The following is a 15,255-nucleotide window of genomic DNA, read 5'->3' as shown; positions in this document are numbered from 1 at the left end:
GAACGCTGAGCAGATACGAAAATCTCCACGGTCGAATGCCTCGTCACACGTCGACGTACGGCTTACAATCCCCACCTTCGGTGACGAGAGGAACCCCATCCCCATGCATGCGTCCTGGCGGCACCGGCTGCTGCGACCGATCCGGGAACGGCTGAAGAGCACGATGACGGAGGCCGTCGAACCGCTGCTGGCACAGCAGGAACGGCAAATAGCCGAGCTGCGGGCCGAAACCCGGCGGATCTACGACCGGCTCATCGAGTTCGAAATCCGCACGCGACGCGACATCGTGTACGCCGCCGACCAGCAAGCCACCCGGGAATCAGCCGAATTCGTCCGCGCCCACATGCCCCACGCACCGCGGTTCGACGATCCACACCGGACTCTGGAACACGCTCTTTCCCTGGCTCCCACCGGCGGCATGGCTCTCGAGTTCGGCGTCTACACCGGTACGACCCTGAAGATCATCGCCGCCGCCCGGACCTCCGGCGGCGTCTACGGCTTCGACTCCTTCCAAGGCCTGCCCGAAGACTGGCGCATCGACTTCCCGGCCGGCAGCTTCACCGTCGACGGCCTCCCCGACGTCGCCGGGGCCGAACTGGTCGTCGGCTGGTTCGACGACACGCTCCCCGGCTTTCTCGCCCGCCATCCCGAACCGGTCGACTTCGTCCACGTCGACGCGGACCTCTACAGCTCCGCGAAGACCGTGCTGGACCTCGTCGGCCCTCGCCTGCGGCCGGGCTCCGTGCTCGTGTTCGACGAGTTCTTCAACTTCCAGGGCTGGCAAGACCACGAGTACCGGGCATTGCGGGAATACGTGGAGCGCACCGGCGTGTCCATCGAGTACGCGGGATACTCCTACGCCAACGAGCAGGTCATCGTCCGCATCACCGGGTAGCCGACACCCACCGGAGCCGGTCGATGGCAGCGGTGTTCCCCGCGTCGGCTGACCGGGCTCAGGTGGCGTCGGAATCGATCGGCGGGCGCTCCCCCGGGCGCAGCCCGGCGCTCGGGATCGCCGGAGCCGTCGGCGGGTCGTCGTCGATGAGGTGGCGCCGCAGGGCTGTCCGGGGATCGAATTCGCGCAGCGATTGCAGGTCCTGCAGTGGCTTGCGCAGCTGCTGGAACTCCGGGCCCAGCTCGGCCTCCAGCTGCTGCTGGGCGCCGGTGGCGAACTCGCGGGCACGGCGCACCGCGCGGGCCGCCTGGCTCACCGCACCGGGCAACCGCTCGGGTCCGAGGATGAACAACGCCGCCGCGAGCAGGATGACCAGGTGCTCCAGGCTGAGACCAAACACCGTGAGAACGTACCCGTCGCTCGCTTTGCGGACGCTGAGAACGGCGAACCGGAGCCTTCCTGGCTCACAGCCAGTCTCGTTTCTTGAACGAGACGTACAGGCCGGCGGAAAGCACGAGGATCACCAGCGTGGAAGTCCAGAACCCGGCGGTCGTCTGGAACCCGGGGTAGGGCACGTTCTGCCCGTAGAACCCCGTGACCGCGGTCGGGATGGCGATGATCGCCGCCCAGCTGGTGACCTTCTTCATGATCGTGTTGAGCCGGTTGCCCTGGATGTTGAGCTGGGTTTCGCGGATCGTGGTGACCAGGTCGCGCAGCGACTCGGTCCACTCCGAGGCACGCAGCACGTGGTCGTAGACGTCCTGGAAGTACGGCTGCATCTCACCGTCGACGACGCGCAGGTCGCGGCGCATGATCGCGTTGACGACCTCCCGCATCGGCAGCACGACCCGGCGCACCTGGACCAGGCTCTTGCGCAGGGCGAAGGAGCGCCGTTGCATGTCCGTGTACCGCGGCCGCTCGTCGAACACGAGATCTTCGAGGTGCTCGATCTGCTCGTCGAGGGACTGCACGACCTCGAAGTGACCGTCGACGACGTAGTCCAGCAGCCCGTGCAGCAGGAAGCCGACGCCGTTCTTGGCCAGTTCCCCCGCCGAGTCCCACCGCGCGACCACGGCGTCGATCGCGAAGTTCTCGTCCTTGCGCACGGTGACCAGAGCCTGGCCGGTGATGAACGCCGCCAGTTCGGAGACGACGAGGGTGCCGGTGGCGTCGTCCAGCTTCGCGGAATAGACGGTCAGGAACGCGTGGGAGTCGTAGCGGTCGAGCTTGGCCCGCTGGTGCTCGTGCACGGCGTCCTCGACCGCGAGCGGGTGCAGGCCGAGCTCTTCGCTGATCGCCGCGAGATCGGCTTCGGTCGGGGCGCAGAAGTCCAGCCAGACGGTGGCCGCGGGGTCGGCGAGGTGGTCGGAGACCGCCGCGACCGGGAAGCCTTCGGCTTCGAGCACGCCGTTGCGGTAGACGCGGGTGTGTGCCATGACCGTCCGCCGATCAGCGGCCCACCGCGCGGTCTCGATCGGGCGAAATCAGGGGATCTGTCGTGGTGATCGGCACGTCGTCAACTCCGGGGTACGCCTAGGGGTTTCGTCGCACCCTTTCCGAAAACCGCTGTGAGGACGCTGAGCGCGGTCCGGTTCGGCCCTCTAGGCGTCCTCAGCGTCTTGCCAGGGGCGAGTGGCTATCTTCGCGAGAAGCTTCACTCACCCGAGGAGGGCCGGTCGTGTCCAGGTCGTCGTGTCCGGCCGGGTTCGCAGTCCTGGCAGCGGCCGCGCTGATGACCGCTTGTTCGGCCGCGGCGCCACCCGCGCGGTTGTCGCCGCCGATTCCCGGCGACCCGCTGGACCTGAGCGCGTACGCACGCGACCCCTGCACGCTGCTGCCCGCCGCTCAGCTGACCCGCTTCTTCGTCACCCGGCCCGGCACCGCGTCCGCCGGCATCGACGGTCCGACGTGCTCCTGGACCCCGTCCGACACCTCGGCCCTGACCTACCGGGCGTCGGTCGGAGCGGGCGGTCTCGACGACGTCTACCGCCGCCGGACCTCGTTCCCGGTGTTCGACGTGACGACGGTGCACAGCTACCCGGCCGTGCACGTCGAGACCGCCGCCGGGCACTGCCGCGTCGTCGTCGGCGTGACCGACAGCGTGGTTCTCGACGTCGTCACCGACGCCCGGGACACCAAGCTCAACGCCTACGGCGATCCGTGCACCGAAGCGGACACCTTCGCCGGAGCCATCGTCGGCTACCAAGGCCACCGCGCGCCCTGATCCGTCGGCCGGGAGAACGCCACCAGGTCGGTTAACAGAGGGTAATTCACCGACATCTCCCTACCGAAGTAGGTGGTGACCAAGGCGCGTGTGCGGGGACTCTTTGGGCGTCCCCGTACCGGTTTTCCCTGGGAGTGCCTCATGATCACGTCCCTGCCCAGAATCCTGCTCACCGCCGGGATCACCACGGCCTCGGTGCTCGCACTGGCGGTGCCCGCTTCGGCGGCCCCGACCGCGGCGGCCCTGGCGTCGGCGAAGGCGACGCTCGACCGCGTGCACGACGTGCCCAACACCGCGTGGGGCATCGACCCCGCCACGCACCAGGTCGTCGTCACGATCTCCGACGCCGCGCACGGCGCCGGGATGGCCGGGCTGCGCTCGGCGATCGCGTCCCTCGGCTCGGCCGTGCGCGTCAAGCACACCGCCAAACCCCTGACGACCCAGGTCTACGACGGCGACGAGATCAGCACCGGCTCGATCATCTGCTCGGCCGGGTTCAACGTCACCAGCGGCGGCCAGCAGTACATCATCACCGCCGGCCACTGCACCCAGGGCGGCCCGTCCTGGCAGGGCATCGGCCCCTCGGTCGACTCCAGCTTCCCGGGTACCGACTACGGCCTGATCCGCAACGACTCCGGCGACGGCCCCGGCGCGGTCGACCTCTACGACGGCACCACCCAGCCGATCACCCAGGCCGGCGACGCCTACGTCGGCGAACAGGTCTGCAAGAGCGGCCGCACGACCGGACTGACCTGCGGCACGGTCACCGCGCTCGACCAGACCGTCAACTACGGCAACGGCGACGTCGTCTACGGCCTCATCGAAACGGACGTCTACTCCGACCACGGCGACAGCGGCGGCGCCCTGTTCGACGGCAGCACCGCGCTGGGCACCGTGTCCGGCGGCGACAGCACCACCGACTACTTCCAGCCGGTCACCGCGGCGCTGAACGCCTACGGCGTCGGCCTCGCCTGATCCCCACGCCGAGGTCACGGTTCCCGGCCCGGCCGTGACGACGACCTGGTCGAGAAAAGCGCTGCCCGGCCCGCAATTCGCCTTCGCGTCGACTTCGGCGACCGTGACGGTCAGCGTGAAGGCGCCCCGGATCGCCCGGTACGCGCCGGTGCCCGAGCCCGCCACGATCGGCACCGGCGCGGTCGCGCGCACGGTACCCGAGCAGCTGCGGCGGTCCGGCGGGAACGTGCTCATCACGGCCGCGACCGCACGGTCCAGCTCGGCGACGTCGAGGCGGAACGAACCTTGCGACAGGGCCAGCAGGAGGTCGCTGTCGTGGTTCGGGTTGACCGCGCCGTTCGCATCCACGCTCACCGCCGCGCCGAAGTCCCCGATCCCGCCGGTGAGGATCACCGTCGACGCCGCCCCGTCGTTGTCGGTGTAGTCGACCAGGTTCACCGCGCTCCCGGCACCCGGGCCGGCCGGCTGCGGGGCGCCACCGAACCGGACGCCGGCCGCCGACGATACGCAGACCCCCGACACCATCACCACGGTCACCGCGAACACGGCTGCGAACCGCTTGCCTCGCATGAACATCTCCCCCAGTCGATTACGGACCTAGTCTCCTACGCGGAAACCCTTCGGCCATCGGGGATATCCCCGATGGCTGCCCTGAAAGAGCGGATCGACCGTGGTGTCGCACGCTTCCGCGCCGGCTGCCCGTCGCCGCGGCCCTGCACTGTCCTCTTCGGACACTCAGGGTTCCGCCCCCGGGGCGCGGAGCCGGCCGGTCGACCGGCGCCGCGGAGCCGTGCGTGGGTGGCGGGCTCCGGACCGGCTATCGTGGTTGCCGAACCGGGGAAAGGCGGGGTCCATGCGGCTGGATCGGGTGCTCGCGGTCGCTTGCGTGCTGGCCTTGGCGCCGGTCGGGTGCGCGGCAGCTCCCACCGGCCCGCCGGCCTCGACGTCGCCCACCCCGGCCGCACCGCCGCCGAGCCAGTCGGCCGGGAACCCCGACCCGGCGAAATTCGCTCCGCAGGTCACCGCGCGGGCCCGCGAAGCGGGCGTCGACCCGCAGCTGGTGCTGGCGATCCTCTACAACGAGGACTACAAACCGCACGATCCCGAGCTCGAGCGGGCGTGGCAGAACCTGAAGCCGGACGCGGCGTTCGGGGTGGCGAACATGCACCGCGCGACGTTCGAGGAGACCCGCCGCGGCCGGCCGTTCGCGTCCCAGCAGTGGACGGAGCTGCCCGACGACCCGGATCTGGCCATCCAGGCCGAAGCCTGGTACCTGCACGACCTGGCCGCCCGGCTGCCCGCGAAGCACAGCGGCGAGTACACCACCGGCGAACTGCTCGCCCTCGGCTACAACGCCGGGCCCGGGAACATGATGGCGTTCGCCCGCGGGACCAAGCCCGGCGCGCAGGCCCGGACCTACCTGGAGAACCTGCGCGCGAACTGGCCGAAAGCCGGTGCGGCGGTGGGAAAGCGCTGACCCGCCGCCGCCTGGAGCGGAGCAGGCCCCGCTACAGCAAGGGCTACCTGCTCCGCCTCGACGAACTCGGGTATCCGGACCAGCGCGGCGCGGAGCTGCTGTTCCAGCTGTTCGCCGAACGGAACTCGGTCACGATGTCGCCCGACCGCAAGCCCCCCGGTTCGGGGACTCCAGTGGCCTGGTGTCTCGCCGGCAGCGTGCAGTTGGCAGGCGTCGCCTCATCGGCGGGCGCTCAGGGCGCCGCGCTTGACGATACCGATCACCCCCGTCGCGACGAACAGGATCGCACCCACGATGACCAGCCAGAACAGTCCCTTGATCACGATTCCGAGCACTGCCAGTACCGCCCAGACGACCAGCAACCCGATCAGCAACCCCATGACCGCTCCTTTCGACGCCGACTTCGAACGAAACGATGTGTACCCACCGTCCGGCACTTCACGCTCGGCACGGTGGACACGTTCTCAGCGTCTTCACAGGAAACACCACGGACGCAGGCCGAGCGTTCACCGCTCGGCCTGCGGATTTTCCGGGAAACGAACCGGAAATCGTTACAGGTGGTAGAAGTCGCTGTAGTGGTCGGGCGAGTACCAGACCTCGCCGGTGTCGAGGTCGACCACGATCCGGTAGGCGTCCCGGTGCGCACCGCACGTCCGCGGGTAGACGTCGTACTCCTGGAACGAGTCTCCGCCGGGCAGCTGCCCGTCGTTGTTGTAATAGGTGCCGCCGGCGAAGTTGCACTGCCCGTTCGGCCAGTCGTACCACCCTCGGCTGCCCGGGTAGCCATCGGACTGCCAGATCGAATTCGCCGACCTCGCGGCGGAGCATCCCGAGATGGTGCACGAGTCGTACGTGGAAGCCATCGCCGTTGTGGTGGCCGAGGAAATGCCCGCCGTCGACGCGATGACACCGGCCAGCACGCCGAGCCGCATCGCCCACGACCGCCGAGAACGCAACCGATTCCGCACAAGTCCTCCTTGCCCGAGCTACCGATGAAAGAAACCTCGATGATGGTGACTTTTCGATCTCCCGCAGACTAGGAAAATCATCGCCAAATGTGAATGAACTTCAGTAGGAACTCCGGCAAGAACCACAAACCACCCAGGCGGAGTGCCGCTCAGGTTGCCGACGGCGGCGAGTCCAAGGCATCGCCGGCCGTTGCGGGACGGACCCAGCGGGCGAGCACGACCAGCAAGGCCAGCTCGAGGGCCGCCATCGCCCGTTCCACCAACCCGGTCGCCACGGTCGGCAAGTGCCCGCCGAGCACGACGTCGGCGGTGAACGGAACGATGAACGGCAGGAAGAACGGGATCGTGGCCAGCGCCAGGCGCCGCGACCACGCCGCCGACCGCCGCCAGCTCGGCTCGTGGCGGTGGCGGCGCCCCAGCAGCCAGCCCGCCAGCGGCAGGCTCACGCACGAGATCGCGGTGGCACCCAGGTGGGCCTTGCCGGTCGCGGTGACCGCGCCGCCCTGAGGATCCTTGCTGAACACCGCGACCGCCAGCACGCTCAGGCACCACACCACCATCGCCGACACCGCCGGCCGGCCCACCAGCACCCGGCGGCGGTGCAGCACCGCCAGCACCACGGCCGACCCGGCGGCGATCAGCACCAGCGCCGTATCCCACATCCACCAGCCAGGGCACCACGCGTAGTCCGACAACATCCCGGTCATGGGGTTGATCGGTCCCCACCGGGGGTCCACGTGCAACACCGCCAGCAGCCCGCCCGCGACGGCGAACACGACCTGCGCGGTCACCAACCCCACCCGGCAGCGGCGCCCGGCGAGCAGGGCGGGAAAAGTCGACGACGGTACGGGCAAGGACACGGCTCGGGGCTCCTCGTGAACGCTCAGTTGACGCAGGGGACGCCGCTGCCGTCGACCGTGCCGCCCTGCGGCCCGGCAGCCGGAGGAGGTTCCGGCCCGGCCGGCGTCGAGGCTGAGGCGGAGACGCCGGATGGGGCGTCGGCGCCGTGCGGGCCGAGCGTGGCCGGCAGGGCGAAGCCGGTGCCGAGGGTGATCCGGACGTGTCCCTTCGGCAGATGGCTGTCGGCCGCGACCGGCAGCCCGCCCAGCAGTGACGCCGCCGCGGCGGCGTCATCCTGCGCGCCCGCGCCGTAGGCGACAGCCGATGCGGCGGGAGCGGTAGTGGTCCGCTCGCCGGCGCGGAACCCGTAGGGCGTCAACGCCTGGGTCACGGCCGCGGCGAGGCCGGTCTTGCCGGTGGTGTTGCGGACGTCGATCGTGGCCGACGCCTTCACCTGCGGCGTCGCCGGTGGCGGGGCGGCGATGCCGAACGCGGTGCGCACGGCGGCCCGCACCTGTTCGGTGTCGACCTTGTTCACGTCCTGCCCGTTGACCTTCTCGTACCCGGCGATCGGCAGCGTGGTGAACTCGAGATTGCCGCCGGTGAGGTTCTTCGCCTGCTGCGCGAAGGACAGGATGTCCCACCCGGCGGAGATCACCACGTCCTTCTTCGCCGTGTCGATCAGGTCCTGCAGCTTGCCGAGGTCGGTGAAGGTGCCCGCGCTGCGCAGCTTGTGCGCCGCGGAGGCGATGAACGCCTGCTGGCGGTGGGTGCGATCGAGGTCGCCGTTGTCGAGGCCGTGCCGCTGCCGCACGAACGACAGCGCCTGCGACCCGTTGAGCGTCTGGTGCCCGGCCGGGAAGTCCGCGCCCGAGTAGCTGTCCTTGACGGCGTGGTTGAGACACACCTCGATCCCGCCGAGTGCGGTGGCCAGGTCGAAGAACCCGGCGAGGTTGATCTCGGCGAACCGGTCGATCGGCACGTCCAGGAAGTTCCGGACGGTCTCGAGCGTCTTCTTCCGGCCGGCTTCGCGGCCTTTGTGCTCCAGCTCCGCCTTGTCGGTGACGCCTTGCTTGGCCAGGTCCTGCTCGGCGTAGAACTTCGCCAGCCCGTAGGCCTCTTTGATCTTCGCGTGGGTGTAGCCGGGAAGGCCCTGCACCGGGACGTAGTCGTCGCGCGGGATCGAGACCGCCGAGACCTTGCCGCCGTCGCCGGGGATGTGCATGAGGATCAGCGTGTTGGTGTTGTAGCCGCCCTCGGTGCCGTCGCCGGCGTGCAGCTGGTCCAGGATTTCCTTCGGCAGCTGGTTGCCGTCCTGGTCCTTGCGCGAATCCAGGCCGATCAACAGGATGTTCTGATCCTGGCCGGTGGATTTCGGCCCGTCCGTCCCCAGCGCGTCGGAGGTGTTCAGGCCGTCGACGAGGCTGGTCAACATCGTCGAGGCCACCCCGGTGCCGGTCAGCACCAGCAACGACGCCAGCCCGACCGCGACCCGGCCCGCGACCCAGGCCGGACGCCGCCGACGGCGGGCCGCGGCCGCGGACACGGGAGCGGTGCGGACCGTGCGAGCTTCCCGGTCCACGCGATGCTCGGCCGCTGAGGGAGGTCCGGCGGCCGGCCGTGGCCGAGCGGGGCGACGACGGGCGGGCGGAACGGGCGGCGTTCGACGCTGCTCGTGATCCACTCTCCACCCCCATCACCGTCCCCGGAGCCCACCTCCGCCCGGCCGGCACTCATCGGTGCGCCGCGCGCGGCGCCCCTGCCCAGGGACCCGTGCCGCGTGCGGCGCGTCGCGACCGTACCGGGAAGATGCTGAGGTTTTGATGAGTGAGGGGACCGTGAGTTGCGGGAACCGAAGTCCGGAAAGGACACTGGTGACATCTCCGGCAACGGACACGGCGCTCTCTCAACGTCTTCTCAATGACTCCATCGCACACTGGGGAAGTGGCTGTGGTGAACGAGTTCCGGCGGTGGGCCGCGCTGGTGTCGGCTACCGGGCTCGCCGCGGGCCTGCTCACCGGATGCGGCGCGGCACCTGGCTCGAACTCGGCGATCGCCCGCAGCGACTGCGGCTCCGCCCGGCGTCCCGCGCCGATCGTGCTGCGGGTCGCATCTCCCCGCGCCGACCTGTGTTTCGGCGGCGGCGTCGGTGCCGTGACCATCCCGGGAACCGTGGTCACCGTGTTCGAGTCCGGTGACTACACCGCTTGCGTCGGCCGGGAAGCCTCGAGCACCTGCCTGGACCCCGGACACCGCGTCACCCTCGGCACGACGATCACCGGCGTCGGGATCTGCCCGGACGGCGACTGGTCGGGATGTCTGGACCGGCTACCACCCGCGGTGATCAGCCGATTTCCGGCATCACCGTGATGGGGCCGGTGGCGTGCCCGGGACGCCGACCAGCACGGTGTGCGCGTCGGCCAAGGGCGCCTGGCGTGGCGGTGGCGCCGCCGGGCGGGGCGTGGGCCGCCGGGCCGTGTCGGAAATCCGCAACAGCAGCGCCACGAGGATGTAGTTCGCGAGCAGTGACGAGCCGCCCTTGGACAGGAACGGGGCGGTGATCCCGGTTTCCGGGATCAGCTTCGTGACCCCGCCGACGACCACGAAGATCTGCATCACGACCGCGAAGGACAAGCCGACACCGAGCAGCTTCCCGAAAGTGTCCCGCACCGCCAGCGCGGCCCGCATGCCGCGCATCGCGAGGATCAGGTAGATCATCAGAATCGCCGCGAGACCGACGAACCCGAGTTCCTCGCCGATCGCCGCGGTGATGAAGTCGGTGCTCGCCTCGGGCACCATGTCCGGCCGGCCCGCGCCCAGTCCGGTGCCGCCGACGCCGCCGGTCGCGATCCCGAACAGCCCTTGGGCCAGCTGGTAGCCCCCGCCGGGCTGGTCGTAGGTGGCCAGTGGGTCGATCCAGTTCGCCACGCGCTGGCGGACGTGGTTGAACAGCAGGTACGCGAGCACGCAGCCGGCGGCGAACACGACGAGCCCGAACCCGACCCAGATCCCGCGCTCGGTGGCGACGTAGATCAGCACGAGCACGATCCCGAAGAACAGCAACGCCGCGCCGAGCTCCTTTTCGAAGGCCAGGACGCCCATGCAGCCCAGCGCGGCGATCAGGATCGGGCCGAGGTCGCGGGCGCGCGGAAGCTCGATGCCGAACACCTTCCTGCCCGCCGACATGAACACTTCCCGCTTCGCCACGAGGAACGACGCGAAGAACACCAGCAGCAGGATCTTGGCGAACTCACCGGGCTGGATCGACAACGGGCCGAGCTTGATCCACACTTTCGCCCCGTTGACCTCCGAGATCGCGCTGGGCAGTACGGCCGGCAGCGCGACGGCGACGATCCCGGCCAGCCCCGCGGTGTACCCGAACCGGGCCAGCCGCCGATGGTCCTTGACCACGATCAGGACGAGCAGGAACAGCGCCAGCGCGAGGACGGTCCACAGGACCTGCTTCGGCGCCTCGGCCGAGAAGGTGTCGTTGTTCTGGACGGCTTTCGCGGCCTGCGCCAGGTCGATCCGGTAGATCATCACCAGGCCGATCCCGTTGAGCAGGGCCGTGCACGGCAGGATCAGCGGGTCGGCGTGCGGTGCCCACCGGCGGGTCGCGAAGTGCGCGACCCCGAAGATGGCGAAGTACCCGAGCCCGTACCACAGCACGCTCAGGGTCAGTTCGTGGTCCTGGTTGCTTTCCACCAGAACGAAAGCGAACACCACGATGACGGTGGCGAAGGCGAGCATCACCAGCTCGGTACCGCGGCGCGTCGTGGACGGCTGGGACGGCGCTTCGGGCGGCACGCCCGGCACCGTCCTCTTCGGACGGGGAATCATCGATCCCGACAACCTCACCGGAGCCAGCGGATGTGATGTCCTGTGTGGACACACTTGAACGGCCCGGGCACACCGGCATCGTCACGAAGGACAACGGACAGCCGGAGCCGAGCTGTTCCCGATGCTATTCACCGTTCGCTGGCAAATCGCTGAGAGGCCTGGTGACGCTGCCCGGTCAGATCAGCTTGCACGGGATGTCGGCGTTCTCGTCGAGGTGATGAGAGGCGCAGACCCGGTGGTACCCGTCGGCGACGAGGAGATCGTCGGCGGTCTCCAAGCCCGGGTGGCCGTGTCCGCGCACGAGCAGGACCGGCGAGAGGGCCTTGCCCTTCTTGACCTTGCGCAGGTCCTTGGCGACGTGGACGTTGTCCGCGTCCAGCAGCTCCAGGCGCCCGGCGCGCAGGATGTCCTTGGCCTTGCGGTGGGTCAGCTCGGCTTGCCTGAGTTCCTCCACCAGACGGGCGGCCGTCCGTTCGTCGGTGACCAGCGTCAGGTAGTCGAGAGCGGCCGGGTAGTCGTGCTCGTCGGGTTCGGTTTTCCAGTTTTCCTTCACGCGGACCTCCGTTGTTGCGTGCTGTTGCGGGTAGCGGACCGCGCGGCCCACCCGGTCACCGCGACGCTGACCAGAGCGGCGGCCAGCATCGCACCACCCTCGCCCGGAGCGAGCAGGTGCTCGCGGTTCCCGATGGTGACGGCCGCGACCGGGACGCCGAGCTGCGCACCGGCGAGCACCGCCAGTGACAGCGGCTGGCCGAGCACGCGGGTCGCGCCGTGCACGACGACCGTGCCGACGGCGAGCAGCGCCGCCAGCGCCAGCATCTCCGGGTGCCGGCCGAGCGCGCGCAGGTCGAGCGAAGCGCCGAGCCAGACGAAGAACACCGGGCCGAGGAACCCGTCGGTCACCGCGAACAACTGCTTGGCCAGCCGCCGGGGCTCACCCACCGCGGCCAACGCCAGCCCGGCCACGAACCCCGCGAGCATCACCGACACGCCGACGAGCTGGGCCAGCCCGGCCAGTCCGAAGAGGACGATCAACGCGACCCGCAGCTCGAGCCCGAAATGCCGGGTCTTGCTCAGCTCGTGCGCCCGCTCCACCAGTCCTTCGGCGTGCAGGCGGCGCAGCACGAGGAACCAGACGGCGCCGGCGGCGATCACGGCGAGCGCGCCCAATGCCGCGTGGCCGGCCCGGGCGGGATCCTCCGCGAGCGGCAGCGCGACGATGCACGCGGTATCGGCGATCGCGACCTGCACGATCATCGCGATCACCGGCGGCGTGCCCAGTTTCGCCTCGTCGATCACCGGCATCACCAGGGCTGCCGAGCTGGAAGCGAGCAGAACCGCGTAGAGCAGGCCGTGCCCGGTGCCGACCAGCGCGGCCACCCCGAGCCCGGCCGGCACCGACAGGACGCCGACGACCGCGGCGAGCAGCGCGCCCCGGCCGCTCGCGACCCGCAGCGCCGAGTCGCGCAGCGGCACGTGACTGCCGGCCACCAGCATGACGAGCGCGAAGCCGGCGGAAGCGACGAAGGACAGGATCGGGTCGTCGGCGTTCACCCAGCCGGCGCCGGTGTGCCCGACCGCCACGCCCAGCAGGATCTCCCCGACCACGATCGGGACCCGGGCGCGTCGCGACGCCGCCAGCAGCGGACCGGCGAGTCCGGCCAGCAGGACCAGCGCCAGCGTGGACAGGTTCATCGGCGGGCTCCTTCCGAACCTCGTCAGTGTCGCCACGCCGGGCCGGAACCGCCACTTCAGGCGGGAGGCAGGATCGAGCGGATGCGCGCGGTGGTTACTGGGCGAACGTCGGCGGAGCCACCGTGAGCGGCGAAGAGCACCAGCAATCCGAGTACGCCGAGCACGACGTGGTCCGAGGCGAGGCAGACGACGCACAGCACCGCCCACGCGGCAAGCCTCATACCCCGCAGTCCACTTCGGACATAACGCACTCCTCACGGCGGTCCCCGGAGGACAACCATCCGCGCGTGCGGGCGTGAGCCGTCCCGAGGCGCGCGATGGTATCCGCCTCATGCTGGCAAAACGCTGAGAACCCCGGCCGGTGCGCACTACCTGGGCGGCCGCCCGCCGCCACGCTCGCCGATGGGCACGACCGGGCGACGATCGGTCCGACCACGCCGCCGGCGCTCGCTTCGCGGCGGGTCGCGCGGTACCGACGGCCGCGTCGAGGCCCCGGGTGCGGGCAAGCGCAGGAGCCGGCCGAGGCGGCCCGGGCCCAGGTGCGTCAGGTCCGCCACGGCTTCCGGCTCGTGCCGGGCGCAGTGAGCGAGAAGGCCGAAGAGGAACATCGTGACCACCAGCGAGGTTCCACCGTAGGAGACCAACGGGAGCGTGACACCGGTCACCGGCAGGACGTCGACCACGTAGCCGATGTTGATGGCCGCCTGGGTCACCAGGAGAACCGTGATCGTGGCGGCGACCATCCGGTTCCACGGGTCGCGGTTGCGGGCGGCGATCCGGAAGCCCACCACCGCCAGCGCCCCGAAGAGCGCGAGGACGACCACGCAGCCCACGAAGCCGAGTTCCTCACCGATGAGCGCGAAGATGAAGTCGTTCTGGACGTCCGGCAGGTACTTCCACTTCGACGCGCCTTGCCCCAGTCCCACGCCGAACAGGCCGCCGTCGGCGAGCGCGTACTCCGCCTGCAGCGCCTGGTAGCCCGAACCCGACGCGTCGGTTCCGTCGGACACGAACGACAGCACCCGGGCCAGCCGGTACTGCGCGGCCACGGCCAGCACGACCACCCCCACGCCGGCCCCGAGCAGCAACGCCGCGAACAACCGCTTCGGCGCGCCGGCGAACCACAGCAGAGTCATCAGGACGATCCCGAGCGTGATCGTGCCGCTGAAGTTCGGCTGGGCCATCACCAGCGCGAACATCAGCAGCGCAGCCGGGACCACCGGCACCAGAAGGTGGCGCCAGTAGCGCAGAACCCGGGCCTTCGTCACCAGGATGTGCGCTCCCCACAGGATGAGGGCGACCTTCGCGATCTCGACGGGCTGCACCGACAGCGGACCGAAGGAGAACCAGCGCCGGGCCCCCTCGGCCAGCGTCCCGAGCGGCGTGATCACCAGCACCAGCAGGACCAGCGCCCCGATCATCAGCGTCGGCGATACCCGCCTGATCGCCGGCAAAGGCAGCCGCAGCCCCGCCCACAACGCCACGAGCCCCGCGGCGATGGAGGCGAGGTGCCGGTAGAACGTGCCGTAGACGCTCCCCCCGGCGTGCGGGTCGTACGCCGATGCCGAGGACGCCGACAGCACCATCACCGCGCCGAGCAACGTCAACAGACCACACAGGCACAACACCAGGTGGAACGACGCCAGCGGACGGGAAAGCCACCCGAACACCGCCGCGTGCAGCCGTGCGCCCCGGCCACCGCTCACCTCGGCTGCCACATCCGCCACCCCGTCGTCCGATTGATTCCCGCGGACCGGCACGAGAATCCCATGGGAGACTCTCAGATCTGTCCTGATAGGACACTGAGAGACGACGACGCCACCGCGAGCGGCGGACGTCCGGCTCAGGCGCCGCGGGTACGGCGCGCCCGCGATGAACCGGTGCGGAGTTCCTGGTGGTGCCGGATGGCGAGCTGGACGATGCCGGCGACCTGGGGGTCGTCGATGGAATGGATCTGGTGCTTGCCGTGGCGGCGGGCGCGGACGAGGCCGGCGAGTTTGAGCTTGCCGAGGTGGTGGCTGACGGTGGCGACGCTCTGGCCGGTTTCGTCGGCGAGGGTCCCGACGTCGCGGTCGCCTTGAGCGAGCAGCCACAGCAGGTGCAGCCGAACGGTGGCCGACAGCAGGCCGAAGGTGGTCGCGGCGTCCTGGAGCAGATCGGGCGGCAGCGCGTCGGGGTCGGGTGGGGCAGGCACGGGGTACATCCTCTCGAGTGTCCCCACAGGGTGGCGTAAGGACGGTCACTTGGACAAGTGTTTGACTGTTCGTGTCGGGGTGGGGTGTACTGGTGCCCGGTCGTCGCCCACCGGGTGCCGCGGCCTGTCGTGTGGAGGGAGGTGAGC

At 70.0% G+C, this 15,255-nt stretch carries 18 protein-coding genes; 6 read left to right on the top strand and 12 right to left on the bottom strand.

The genetic code is table 11. The features are described 5' to 3' along the window. Positions 1-103: 103 nt before the first annotated feature. Entirely contained in the window at positions 104-895 is a 792-nt protein-coding gene (locus ACIRSS_RS24350; protein WP_400898591.1) for a class I SAM-dependent methyltransferase, read from the top strand. 58 nt (positions 896-953) lie between these two features. On the opposite strand, the gene ACIRSS_RS24345 is transcribed toward ACIRSS_RS24350, so the two are convergent. Further along, a complete protein-coding gene (locus ACIRSS_RS24345) occupies positions 954-1,295 on the bottom strand; it encodes a Sec-independent protein translocase TatB (protein ID WP_400898589.1) in 342 nt (113 codons plus the stop codon). Positions 1,296-1,359: 64 nt separating this feature from the next. Continuing rightward, positions 1,360-2,331: a magnesium transporter CorA family protein gene (locus tag ACIRSS_RS24340; protein WP_400898587.1), complete on the bottom strand. Its 972-nt coding sequence runs from the start codon at positions 2,329-2,331 to the stop codon at positions 1,360-1,362. Between the two features lie 242 nt (positions 2,332-2,573). Here ACIRSS_RS24340 and ACIRSS_RS24335 point away from each other — a divergent pair, with 242 nt between their 5' ends. The 4 genes from ACIRSS_RS24335 (at position 2,574) to ACIRSS_RS24320 (ending at position 5,571) form a co-directional block, all read left to right on the top strand. Beyond that, positions 2,574-3,119 (top strand): DUF3558 domain-containing protein, encoded by a 546-nt coding sequence (locus tag ACIRSS_RS24335; protein ID WP_400898585.1) that lies wholly within the window; start codon positions 2,574-2,576, stop codon positions 3,117-3,119. A 141-nt stretch (positions 3,120-3,260) separates the two neighbouring features. Next, positions 3,261-4,094: a S1 family peptidase gene (locus tag ACIRSS_RS24330; RefSeq protein ID WP_400898583.1), complete on the top strand. Its 834-nt coding sequence runs from the start codon at positions 3,261-3,263 to the stop codon at positions 4,092-4,094. 34 nt (positions 4,095-4,128) lie between these two features. After that, a complete protein-coding gene (locus ACIRSS_RS24325) occupies positions 4,129-4,518 on the top strand; it encodes a hypothetical protein (protein WP_400898581.1) in 390 nt (129 codons plus the stop codon). A 429-nt stretch (positions 4,519-4,947) separates the two neighbouring features. Beyond that, on the top strand, positions 4,948-5,571 hold the full coding sequence (locus ACIRSS_RS24320; RefSeq protein WP_400898579.1) for a transglycosylase SLT domain-containing protein: 624 nt from the start codon (positions 4,948-4,950) through the stop codon (positions 5,569-5,571). Positions 5,572-5,789: 218 nt separating this feature from the next. On the opposite strand, the gene ACIRSS_RS24315 is transcribed toward ACIRSS_RS24320, so the two are convergent. From ACIRSS_RS24315 to ACIRSS_RS24300, 4 genes are all read right to left on the bottom strand, one after another. Further along, a complete protein-coding gene (locus ACIRSS_RS24315; RefSeq protein WP_400898577.1) occupies positions 5,790-5,951 on the bottom strand; it encodes a hypothetical protein in 162 nt (53 codons plus the stop codon). A 171-nt stretch (positions 5,952-6,122) separates the two neighbouring features. Then, complete coding sequence (locus ACIRSS_RS24310) at positions 6,123-6,539, bottom strand: ribonuclease domain-containing protein (RefSeq protein ID WP_400898575.1); 417 nt, start codon at positions 6,537-6,539, stop codon at positions 6,123-6,125. A gap of 149 nt (positions 6,540-6,688) precedes the next feature. Further along, complete coding sequence (locus tag ACIRSS_RS24305; RefSeq protein ID WP_400898573.1) at positions 6,689-7,399, bottom strand: DUF998 domain-containing protein; 711 nt, start codon at positions 7,397-7,399, stop codon at positions 6,689-6,691. Positions 7,400-7,422: 23 nt separating this feature from the next. Beyond that, complete coding sequence (locus ACIRSS_RS24300) at positions 7,423-8,961, bottom strand: LCP family protein (protein WP_400898571.1); 1,539 nt, start codon at positions 8,959-8,961, stop codon at positions 7,423-7,425. Positions 8,962-9,323: 362 nt separating this feature from the next. On the opposite strand from ACIRSS_RS24300, the gene ACIRSS_RS24295 reads away from it, so the two are divergent. Further along, positions 9,324-9,749, top strand: a complete 426-nt coding sequence (locus ACIRSS_RS24295; protein ID WP_400898569.1) for a hypothetical protein — start codon at positions 9,324-9,326, stop codon at positions 9,747-9,749. Here the strand turns inward: ACIRSS_RS24295 and ACIRSS_RS24290 are convergent. The 6 genes from ACIRSS_RS24290 to ACIRSS_RS24265 all read right to left on the bottom strand — a co-directional run bounded on the left by ACIRSS_RS24290 (position 9,741) and on the right by ACIRSS_RS24265 (position 15,117). After that, positions 9,741-11,129 (bottom strand): FtsW/RodA/SpoVE family cell cycle protein, encoded by a 1,389-nt coding sequence (locus ACIRSS_RS24290; protein WP_400899766.1) that lies wholly within the window; start codon positions 11,127-11,129, stop codon positions 9,741-9,743. The two genes, ACIRSS_RS24295 and ACIRSS_RS24290, sit on opposite strands and share 9 nt — an antisense overlap. A gap of 265 nt (positions 11,130-11,394) precedes the next feature. Further along, positions 11,395-11,772, bottom strand: a complete 378-nt coding sequence (locus ACIRSS_RS24285) for a hypothetical protein (protein WP_400898567.1) — start codon at positions 11,770-11,772, stop codon at positions 11,395-11,397. After that, complete coding sequence (locus ACIRSS_RS24280; RefSeq protein WP_400898565.1) at positions 11,769-12,914, bottom strand: cation:proton antiporter; 1,146 nt, start codon at positions 12,912-12,914, stop codon at positions 11,769-11,771. Before ACIRSS_RS24280 ends, ACIRSS_RS24285 begins: the two co-directional genes overlap by 4 nt. Positions 12,915-12,970: 56 nt before the next feature. Continuing rightward, complete coding sequence (locus tag ACIRSS_RS24275) at positions 12,971-13,135, bottom strand: hypothetical protein (protein ID WP_400898563.1); 165 nt, start codon at positions 13,133-13,135, stop codon at positions 12,971-12,973. A 147-nt stretch (positions 13,136-13,282) separates the two neighbouring features. Continuing rightward, positions 13,283-14,632 carry a putative lipid II flippase FtsW gene (gene ftsW, locus ACIRSS_RS24270; protein WP_400898561.1) on the bottom strand — a complete coding sequence of 450 codons (1,350 nt, stop codon included), beginning with the start codon at positions 14,630-14,632 and terminating at the stop codon, positions 13,283-13,285. A gap of 125 nt (positions 14,633-14,757) precedes the next feature. Next, positions 14,758-15,117, bottom strand: a complete 360-nt coding sequence (locus ACIRSS_RS24265) for an ArsR/SmtB family transcription factor (RefSeq protein WP_400898559.1) — start codon at positions 15,115-15,117, stop codon at positions 14,758-14,760. Positions 15,118-15,255 lie beyond the last annotated feature (138 nt).

This window comes from Amycolatopsis sp. NPDC101161, assembly GCF_044768185.1.
Taxonomy (GTDB): domain Bacteria; phylum Actinomycetota; class Actinomycetes; order Mycobacteriales; family Pseudonocardiaceae; genus Amycolatopsis.
This window is presented reverse-complemented; position numbering and strand designations above follow the sequence as displayed.